This is a genomic window from Halomonas sp. (assembly GCF_031581305.1).
In the GTDB taxonomy this organism is placed as follows: domain Bacteria; phylum Pseudomonadota; class Gammaproteobacteria; order Pseudomonadales; family Halomonadaceae; genus Halomonas.
In genome coordinates this window covers 1-8,552 of the sequence record NZ_JAVLBC010000025.1, presented here as the reverse complement: position 1 = coordinate 8,552, position 8,552 = coordinate 1, and the positions used below count along the sequence as shown (strand labels likewise).

8 protein-coding genes are annotated in these 8,552 nt (G+C 67.4%); 5 read left to right on the top strand and 3 right to left on the bottom strand.

Annotation, left to right across the window (positions count from 1 at the left end; genetic code table 11):
* Together nfi and RI841_RS03890 are read left to right on the top strand one after the other, a co-directional pair.
* Positions 1-474, top strand: a 474-nt coding sequence (nfi, locus tag RI841_RS03895) for a deoxyribonuclease V (RefSeq protein ID WP_310704268.1), incomplete at its 5' end; no start/stop codon positions are given.
* Between the two features lie 95 nt (positions 475-569).
* Positions 570-1,115 carry a DUF1415 domain-containing protein gene (locus tag RI841_RS03890; RefSeq protein ID WP_310704267.1) on the top strand — a complete coding sequence of 182 codons (546 nt, stop codon included), beginning with the start codon at positions 570-572 and terminating at the stop codon, positions 1,113-1,115.
* A gap of 15 nt (positions 1,116-1,130) precedes the next feature.
* Here the strand turns inward: RI841_RS03890 and RI841_RS03885 are convergent, their stop codons facing one another.
* Positions 1,131-2,030, bottom strand: coding sequence for an aldo/keto reductase (locus RI841_RS03885; protein WP_310704266.1), 900 nt, complete (start codon positions 2,028-2,030; stop codon positions 1,131-1,133).
* A 154-nt stretch (positions 2,031-2,184) separates the two neighbouring features.
* On the opposite strand from RI841_RS03885, the gene RI841_RS03880 reads away from it, so the two are divergent.
* Entirely contained in the window at positions 2,185-2,616 is a 432-nt protein-coding gene (locus RI841_RS03880; protein WP_310704265.1) for an OsmC family protein, read from the top strand.
* 120 nt (positions 2,617-2,736) lie between these two features.
* On the opposite strand, the gene RI841_RS03875 is transcribed toward RI841_RS03880, so the two are convergent.
* Positions 2,737-3,423 carry a type 1 glutamine amidotransferase gene (locus tag RI841_RS03875; RefSeq protein WP_310704264.1) on the bottom strand — a complete coding sequence of 229 codons (687 nt, stop codon included), beginning with the start codon at positions 3,421-3,423 and terminating at the stop codon, positions 2,737-2,739.
* A complete protein-coding gene (locus tag RI841_RS03870; protein WP_310704263.1) occupies positions 3,420-4,415 on the bottom strand; it encodes an amidoligase family protein in 996 nt (331 codons plus the stop codon). Before RI841_RS03870 ends, RI841_RS03875 begins: the two co-directional genes overlap by 4 nt.
* A 190-nt stretch (positions 4,416-4,605) precedes the next feature.
* On the opposite strand from RI841_RS03870, the gene RI841_RS03865 reads away from it, so the two are divergent.
* Together RI841_RS03865 and RI841_RS03860 are read left to right on the top strand one after the other, a co-directional pair.
* The gene (locus RI841_RS03865; RefSeq protein ID WP_310704280.1) at positions 4,606-6,879 is read left to right on the top strand and encodes a mechanosensitive ion channel domain-containing protein; all 2,274 of its coding nucleotides are present in this window, start codon (positions 4,606-4,608) and stop codon (positions 6,877-6,879) included.
* Positions 6,880-6,884: 5 nt separating this feature from the next.
* Entirely contained in the window at positions 6,885-8,366 is a 1,482-nt protein-coding gene (locus RI841_RS03860; RefSeq protein WP_310704262.1) for a hypothetical protein, read from the top strand.
* Positions 8,367-8,552 lie beyond the last annotated feature (186 nt).

The window sequence follows — 8,552 nt, the reverse complement described above, 5'->3', positions numbered from 1 at the left end:
GTGGAGCAGGTGGTGCATCGCGAGCCGACGCGCATGCCCTATGTGCCGGGACTCTTGTCGTTTCGCGAAGTGCCGGCGGCGCTGGAAGCCTTCGAACGGCTGGAGGTAACACCGGAGCTTGTGATGGTGGATGGTCAGGGCATCGCCCATCCGCGGCGGATCGGCGTGGCCAGCCATCTGGGGCTGTGGCTCGACCTGCCCACGATCGGCGTGGCCAAGTCGCGGCTGTGTGGTCGCCACACTGAGCCGGGCCCTGAGCGTGGCGACTGGACGCCGCTGGTGGATGGTCCGGATAACGAGGTGATCGGCGCAGTGCTGCGCTCGCGGGTGAAGGTAAAGCCGATCTTCGTCTCGCCGGGCCATCGGGTGTCGCTGCACACGGCGCTGGAGTGGGTCACCCGTTGCCTGGGGCGTACCAAGCTGCCGGAGCCGACCCGGCTGGCCGATCGCCTGGCCTCGCGGCGGGGCCGATAGGGTCGGGTGGCCGCCTGGGCTATACTGCTGCTCCTTTTTCTTGCTCCCCGACGCTCACTCCCTTTTCTCTCACCCTTACTCTGCCCGAGGCGACCATGACTGCCCCCATTGATCCTCTTGCCGCCACCCGAGCCTGGGTGGAGACCTTCGTGGTCGACCGCGACGTCTGTCCCTTCGCCGGCCGCGAGGTGGCCCGCGACACCGTTCGCTATGTGGCGGTGCCGGCCTCGGATCGCGAGGCAGCACTGCTGACGCTGTTCGATGCGTGTCGCCACCTGGACGAGACCCCCGGGGTGGAGACCACTCTGCTGGTGCTGACCGAGGGGCTCGAGGACTTCGACGACTATCTGGACCTGCTGGCCATCGCCGAGGCGCTGCTGGACGAACAGGGCTATGAAGGCATCTACCAGCTGGCGAGTTTCCATCCGGACTACGTCTTCGCGGACGCCGAGCCGGAGGATCCCGCCAACTTCACCAACCGTTCCCCCTTCCCGATGTGGCACCTGCTGCGCGAGGCGGGGCTGGAGCGAGGGCTGGCGCATCATCCGGATCCGGCGGGCATTCCCGAACGCAATATCGCGCTGATGCGCGAACTGGGCCATGAAGCCCTGTCTGATGTGCTGGCCAGATTGCGCGGCTAGGTGGCAGGGCCGGGCCTAGACGATATCCAGCGGCGTCTTGTGGTTCGGTGCCGGGAAGGCGGCGTCGAGGCGGGCCAGGCTCTCGGCATCCAGCTCGACCGTCAGTGCGGCGGCGTTCTGCTCCACGTGCGCGAGGTGGGTGGCCTTGGGAATGGCGATCACGTCGCGTTCGACATCGCCAGCCTTGTCGTTGGCGGGGCGAATTGCCCAGGCCAGCAGCAGCTGGGTGGGCGTGATGCCCAGCCTCGCGGCGACCTCCCGTACTTCCGGGTGGCCGAGCAGGTCGCGGCGCAGCGTGCCCGCCTGGGCCAGCGGGCAGTAGGCCATGGTGGGGATGCCCTGCGTGCGCTGCCAGGGCAGCAGCGAGTGCTCGATGCCGCGCGAGCCCAGATGGTAGAGCACCTGGTTTACCGCGCAGCTCGAGCCGCCGGGCAGGGCAGTCAGCGCCGTCATCTCATCCACGTCGAAGTTGGAGACGCCGTAGCGGCGGATCTTGCCCGCCTCGAGCAGCCGCTCGAAGGCCTCCAGGGTCTCTTCCAGCGGGATGTTGCCCGGCCAGTGCAGCAGGTAGAGGTCGAGATGGTCGGTGCGAAGGCGCCTGAGGCTCGCCTCGCAGGCAGCGATGGCGCTGTCGCGCCCGGCGTTCCAGGGGTAGACCTTGGAGACCAGGAAGGCCTCTTCGCGGCGATCCGCAAGTGCCTCGCCGACCACCTCTTCGGCGCCGCCGTCGCCATACATCTCGGCGGTGTCGATCAGGGTGAGGCCTTGCGCCAGGCCGTGCTGCAGGGCACGCACCTCGTCGCGGCGCGGGGTTAGCCCCTCACCTATGTACCAGGTGCCCTGGCCGATAGCCGGCAGGTCGCGTGCCGCTTCCCGGTCGGTAGCGGCGAGTCGCACGCTGGGCGAAGTCGACATGGGGATCTCCTGTCTGCAGTAATTTGGAAATATTTTTTATTTATTTTGGTCGCTGCCCGTCGTCGATGCAATCGACCTTGCGCCAGGAGGGGAGCATCCCCATGGTGTAGGGTGAAGAGAAAATGATTTCCCCTGACGACGAGAAGGAGTCGACATGAGCATCAAGAAATCCGGCAGCGCCGTCTGGCAGGGCGGCCTCAAGGACGGCAAGGGGACGGTGTCCACCCAGAGTGGCTCGATCCAGGACGTCCCCTACAGTTTCGCCAAGCGCTTCGAGGGTGAGGCGGGTTCCAACCCCGAGGAGCTGATCGGCGCCGCCCATGCGAGCTGCTACTCCATGGCGCTGTCGCTGATCCTGGGCGAGGCCGGCATGACCGCCGAGCGCATCGCCACCGAGGCCAAGGTGGCCCTGGAGGAGGTCGAGGGCGGTTTCGCCATCTCCGCCATCCACCTCGACACCGTGGCGAAGATCCCGGGCGCCGACGAGGCGGCCTTCCAGGATGCGGCCGACAAGGCCAAGGAAGGGTGCCCCGTATCGAAGCTGTTCAACGCCGAGATCAGCCTGTCGGCCAAGCTGGAAAACTGAGCCAGGCGCCGGCCTGATCGGCCGGGTCGGTCTCATCACGCCGGGGCCACCGTGAGGTGGCCCCGGCGCCTTGTGTCTAGCGATGCGCCTTCCCGGGCACTGCGCCTTTCCCGGGTCGAGCTACGCCGAGGGGATGCCGCGCTGGGCGGCCTCCACCAGAGCGTGGATCAGCCGCTGCTGAGGGCGATTGAAGACCAGCCACTCGGGATGCCATTGCACGCCGATCAGGAACTCATGGTTGCGGGACTCGATACCCTGCACCAGGCCATCGCGATCTCGGGCGACGATCTCGATGCCCTTGCCCGTCCGTTGCACTGCCTGGTGGTGCAGGCTGTTGATGCGACACCAGCTCACCTCGAGGATGTGATGCAGCTGGCTGTCGGCGACGATGTCCACGGTCTTGCGCGGCAGCACCGTGCGTCGGCGCTTGAGCCCCTCATGGGTGGTGTAGATGTCCGGGTCCAGGGTGCCGCCCTGGTAGACGTTGATCAGCTGAGCGCCGCGGCAGATGCCCAGCACCGGCTTGCCCAGGGGGATGAAGCGCTCCAGCAGCTCGAGCTCGAGTTCGTCGCGCTGCGGGTCGACGCGGACGTCCAGGCGCACCTCGTCGTCGTAGAGGTGGGCCTGGATATCGTCGCCGCCGCCGATGATCAGGCCATCGAGTGCATCGGGGAAGGGGCGCGAGGGCGACAGCCGCTGCGGCCGGCCACCGTGGCGCCAGACGGCGAACCAGTCGAACCACCAGGCGATCCGGCTCTTGGTGTCGGAGGTAGTGATGCCGATCAACGGACGCGTTGTACGGCTCATTGGCGAGACACCCAGCGGCGCAGTCGGGTCAGCCAACGGCGCGGTGCCGAGGGGCGGTGACGGGCGAGAAACTGTGCGCTGCGCTCGGCCAGGGTCTCGGGAGTGGTGGCCAGGCGCTCGACTTCCAGCCAGCGATTCCACTCGGTGACGGCCCCCCATCCCGGCTCCGAGAGCTGGGCATTGGGCAGGCGATAGTGGAAGGTCGGCCGCGCCTTGACCATTCGATTCTGCAGCAGCTCATGGGGAAAGTCGGGGGCGAGATGGGCGAACAGCGGCAACATGTCCAGCTCGCGGTTGCGGGTCGGGTTGTCGGCCAGGTAGTCGGCGATCAGTGTCTCGAGATCCGGGGCGTAGTCCGGGGCGAGCACCTTGAGGGCGTAGGCTCGGGGGAAGGGGTTGGCATGGGGCAAGACCTCCCGGGTGATGTCCACGTGAATCTGCTCGCGCAGCCAGGCGGCGCTCAGCAGGTAGGCGCGCAGGTAGGCCAGCAGGCTCTCCGCCTCGAGGCTCGGTACCTCGGGGTTGAGGTGCAGGCCGAAGCCGTAGAGCAGGCTGGCGTCGGTGCCCTTGGCCCCGTGGTGGCGCAGCGCCTCGAAGAGGGCGTCGAGGTCTTCCAGCTCATCCCAGGGCACTGGCGGGCAGACGATCTCGGTGGGCACCAGGCCGGTGACCACGTCGCCGATCAGCTCCCGGGTCCGAGTATGGAAGTCCAGGCGCATGCGCTCCCATTCGCTGTCGACCGCGGCCTCGGCCTCCACCACGGTCTGGTCGGGGTGGGCGTACTGGGTGTCCAGCTCGATACCGAAGTCGCCCCAGCGGGTTCCGCAGACCTTGAGGCGATGGGGGCTGAGAACCTCGACCTCGCCGCCGAACAGTTCGCGCACCACCTCGGCCGTCTCCCGGGGCGGCAGGCCGGCGAACTCGATCTCGACGCCGACGCGACGCGTCTCACCGTCGGCGTTGCGGGGTTCGGGTGGCGGTTGCGGCGTCATGACGGCATCCTGTAGGGCATGATGTCGGCAGCCTATCACACTGCCTCGGCCATCACGGATGCGGTTCCGGCCGACATCCGTTCACCGAAGACGAGAGACCAGGGAGACGACATGCCAGGGAGTCGAGAGAGGGGGAGTCGCGAGAGTGCCTGAAGCGAACCGCCTGTTCGTTATCGTGCGGGGCCTGCTGATGTGGCTGCTGCTGACCATGCTGCTGTCGACGGTGGCCTCGGCCCAGACCATGCCCCTTTCCGCTCTGACACCGGGGAGCGGGGACGAACCGGCCTCCCACGATCCCCAGGCCTTCCAGGCCTCGCTGGACGAGGTGATCACCACTCTCGAGGATGCCGAGCAGCGCCAGGCCCTGCTGGAGAGCCTGCGCCAGCTGCAGCAGGCCCACGACCCGACCGCCGAGGAGTCGGGTCTCACGCGACCCCAGGGCCTGCTCGGCGCCCTGGCAGAGACCATCAGTGACCTCGGCGAACAGGCCGAGGCCGGACGGTCGCCGGTGGACGAGTGGCAGCGACAGTTGCGGCAGGGCGGCTCTGATCTTGTCGACCTGATGGTACAGACCGGTAACACCGAGCTGCTGCGCTTCATCATCGAACTGACCGTGTTGCTGGTGATCTGGGCCGGGCTGCTGGTGATCCTGATCGCCCTGGGGCGGCTGCTGGCCGGACGCCGGGGCTGGCCCCTGGACCTGCCACGCGAGCCTCGGGCCTGGCTGCTGGTGGTGCACTTCCTGCGCCGCATGCTGCCCTGGGCGCTGGCCTTCCTGCTGGTGCTTGGGATCGCCCAGCTGGTGCCGGAGAGCTCGGGTCGCACCGCGGCCCTGGTGATCGCCTATGTGGCGTTGTGCGGGCGTACCCTCTCGGTGGTGGTCGAGACGGTGATCTCGGTGTTCACCAGTGGCCATCGCTTCATCGCCGTGCAGATCCTGCAGCAGCAGAGCCTGAGGCCGCTGTTCATCATTGCGGCGCTGATCGCGCTGGGCGATGCCTTCAATTCCAGCCGCCTCTCGGGGATCATGGGCAGTGACCTGGCGGGCCTGATGTCGGTGCTGGCCAACGTGGTGGCGGCGCTGATCAGCGGGCGCTTCATCCTGCGCTTCAAGCGTCCTATCAAGCACCTGATCCGTAACCGTCCCTATACCCTGCGGCGCGACAGGGGCAGCGCAGCAGAGGTGGTTCGGCTGGTCGGCGGCCTGTGGCATGTGCCGGCCCTGCTGCTGGTGGGGGGCTCGCTGGTGGCGATCTTCATCACCGTGGGCGACGTGGGCACGGCGCTGGCCCGCTCGATCATCTCGGCCTCGCTGCTGGTGCTCACGCTGGTGGTCACCGGCCTGATTCGCCGGCACGGCGAACGTCGCTCCAAGGGCCGCCGGCTGAGCGACTACCGCCGGCGCCTGGAGCGCTTCGGCTATGCCCTGGCCCATGTGCTTGCCTGGATCGCCTTCGCCGAGCTTTCGCTGCAGGTGTGGGGGGCCTCGCTGATCGGTATCGGCCAGCAGGGGGTGGCCAGCGTGCGCATTGGCCAGGCCCTGCTGGCCATCGGCTTCACCGTGCTGACGGCCTGGCTGATCTGGATCTTTGCCGACACCGCTATCCAGCGGGCACTGACCAGCCCGGCGCGTGCCCGAGGGCGGCGGGTCAACCTGGCCCGGGCGCAGACCATTACGCCGATGATCCGAAACATCATCTTCGCCACCATCGTGATCATCGCCGCCATCGTCGGTTTGGCCAATCTCGGCGTGAACGTCACCCCGCTGCTGGCCGGTGCGGGGGTGATCGGTCTGGCCGTCGGCTTCGGCGCCCAGACCCTGGTGCAGGACCTCATCACCGGCATCTTCATCCTCATCGAGGATTCGCTGGCCGTGGATGACTTCGTCAAGATCAACGGCCACATGGGCACCGTCGAGGGGCTGACCTTGCGCACCGTGCGCCTGCGCGACCTGGATGGCATCGTCCATATCATCACCTTCAGCCGCATCGAATCCATCCACAACATGTCGCGCCAGTTCGGCATCGCCCTGATGCGGGTCCGCATCCCTTTCGACATGAAGATCGACGATGCCACCACGATGATGCAGGAGACCGCCCTGGAGCTGCGCCAGGACCCGATGATGCGCCACTACATCTGGTCGCCGCTGGAGATGCAGGGCATCGACAGTTTCGACGATGGTTGCGCCATCCTGCGCATGCGCTTCCGGACTGCCCCGGAGATGCAGTGGGACGTGGCGCGGGCCTTCAACCTGCTGCTCAAGCAGCGCATGGAGACGCAGTCCGTCGACCTCGGCGTGCCGCGGCTCAGCGTCAGCATGGAGGGGCGTGGCGGGGGCCGCCTGGAGGGAGCCGGTGAGGGGGCCGAGGCCCGTGATGCCAGCGGCCGGCGACCCGGTGAGGCCGGTGTCGCCGACCCCGCCGGCGACACCAGTGCCCGGGGCGGTGCCCCGGATCCCGGGTAACGCGAATGGCGACTCACCAGATCACGGTCGAGAGCCGGGACAGCCTGTACTTGAAGGTCTCCCGCGTGCTCCGCGAGGAGACCTCCCACCGGCTGGATGTCTTCCTCTTCGTGCCTGCCGAGCTGGGCCTGAACCCCCATGTGCTCTCGGAGGAGGCGTTCTATCATGGCGCCATTCATGTCAAGCGCACCTACTACAGTGACCGCCACCGGCTGCCGCTGGTGATGAGCCGCCTGGCGGGCAAGCGGCTCGATGCCGACCAGTATCGCCTGGGGCTGAGCCTCTATGCCTACCAGTACGTGGTGGCCCTGGAGCGCTCTACCCAGGAACTGCTGGAGTTGTCGCGCCGCGCGCGACAGTCGGAGAAGCGAGGCGACGACAAGGCAGCGAAGTCGCAGGTCCCTTCCCGGGCCGGCACGGCCCAGGAGGGCGAGGAGGCCGACCGGCTGCGTACCCGGCTCGAGGAGGCTGCCGACCTGGCCCGGGGCATCCTCGGGCGGCTGCGCCGCCAGGAACCGGATGACGAGAGCCTGCATCGCTACTATGTCAACATCGACAACTACCTCTCCTGGTTCACCGAGCAGAACCTGTTGGCGCTGGTCGCCCACCTGCCGCGGGGCAACGGCTACCGGGCGATTCGCGAGCGCCTGCTGGCGATCTGCCGCGATGAGGTCGAGCATCGTCGGGCTCGGGAGTACAACTCCGAACGGGTCATCCGGGCCCCCACCCGGATGTCCAACAAGATGCGCCTGCTGCGGCGGCTGATCGAGTATCCCGTGACCCTCAAGCAGCATAGCCAGGAGCTCGGCGGCGGCGAGCAGAAGGCGGTCAAGGCCTTCGCCACGGCGGTGGTAATGAGCTTCGTCTCCCTGGGCCTGCTGCAGGCCCGGGAGTCGCTGGGCGATATCACCGCGCTTTTCGTCCTGACCCTGGCGGTGATCTATGCGCTGCGTGAGGTGTTCAAGGATGACCTACGTATCACCCTGTGGCGCTGGCTGCGTCGGGGGCGTCCCAAATGGCGGCGCCAGTACCTGGACCCCACCAGCAATACCGTCCTGGGACGACAGCTCGAGTGGTTCGACTACCAGCGCTATGCTCGGCTGGACGAGCAGATTCGTCGGGTACGCAAGCGTAACCTGGCCCAGCGCGAGGAGGTGGTGCTGCACTATCGTTCCAGCTCGCGCATGTCGCCGACCCGGTTTCTCAGCGGCTATGACCGCACCCGCGAGACCCTGACCCTGGACCTCTCGTCGCTGGCACGGTTGATGGACAAGGGCAGCCACCATGTCTACCGGCTGGGGGAAAAGGGGCAGGTGGTCCGCGAGCCGGTGGAGAAGCGCCACCTGATCAACCTGGTGATCCGCGAGGTGGAGGGCGATGGCACGCCACTGCTGCAGCGCTGGAAGATCGTCATGAGCCGCTCGCGCATCGTCGACGTGGAGCTGGTTCATGAGGAGGGCGCTGAATCCGAGGAGACCTCCCGCTAGCCACCGGCCACCCGGCGGGAGATCCCCCGCAGAGAGGCCAGTCAGGTGCCGCTCATGCCAGGGCCTATGAGTCCAGGGGCTACGAATTCAGGGGCTAGGAGCCGGGTTCTCGGGACCGAAGGCGTCCGGCAGCAGTGCCGCGATGATGGTGGGGTCCTGCGGCCCGTTCATCCCGTGGCCCCCCGT

Excerpts from the sequence above, each read along its gene's own strand:
- RI841_RS03880 (WP_310704265.1), top strand. The coding sequence starts at position 2,185 with ATGAGCATCAAGAAATCCGGCAGCGCCGTCTGGCAGGGCGGCCTCAAG.
- RI841_RS03860 (WP_310704262.1), top strand. The coding sequence starts at position 6,885 with ATGGCGACTCACCAGATCACGGTCGAGAGCCGGGACAGCCTGTACTTG.
- RI841_RS03875 (WP_310704264.1), bottom strand. The coding sequence starts at position 3,423 with ATGAGCCGTACAACGCGTCCGTTGATCGGCATCACTACCTCCGACACC.
- RI841_RS03885 (WP_310704266.1), bottom strand. The coding sequence starts at position 2,030 with ATGTCGACTTCGCCCAGCGTGCGACTCGCCGCTACCGACCGGGAAGCG.
- RI841_RS03865 (WP_310704280.1), top strand. The coding sequence starts at position 4,606 with ATGTGGCTGCTGCTGACCATGCTGCTGTCGACGGTGGCCTCGGCCCAG.
- RI841_RS03870 (WP_310704263.1), bottom strand. The coding sequence starts at position 4,415 with ATGACGCCGCAACCGCCACCCGAACCCCGCAACGCCGACGGTGAGACG.
- RI841_RS03890 (WP_310704267.1), top strand. The coding sequence starts at position 570 with ATGACTGCCCCCATTGATCCTCTTGCCGCCACCCGAGCCTGGGTGGAG.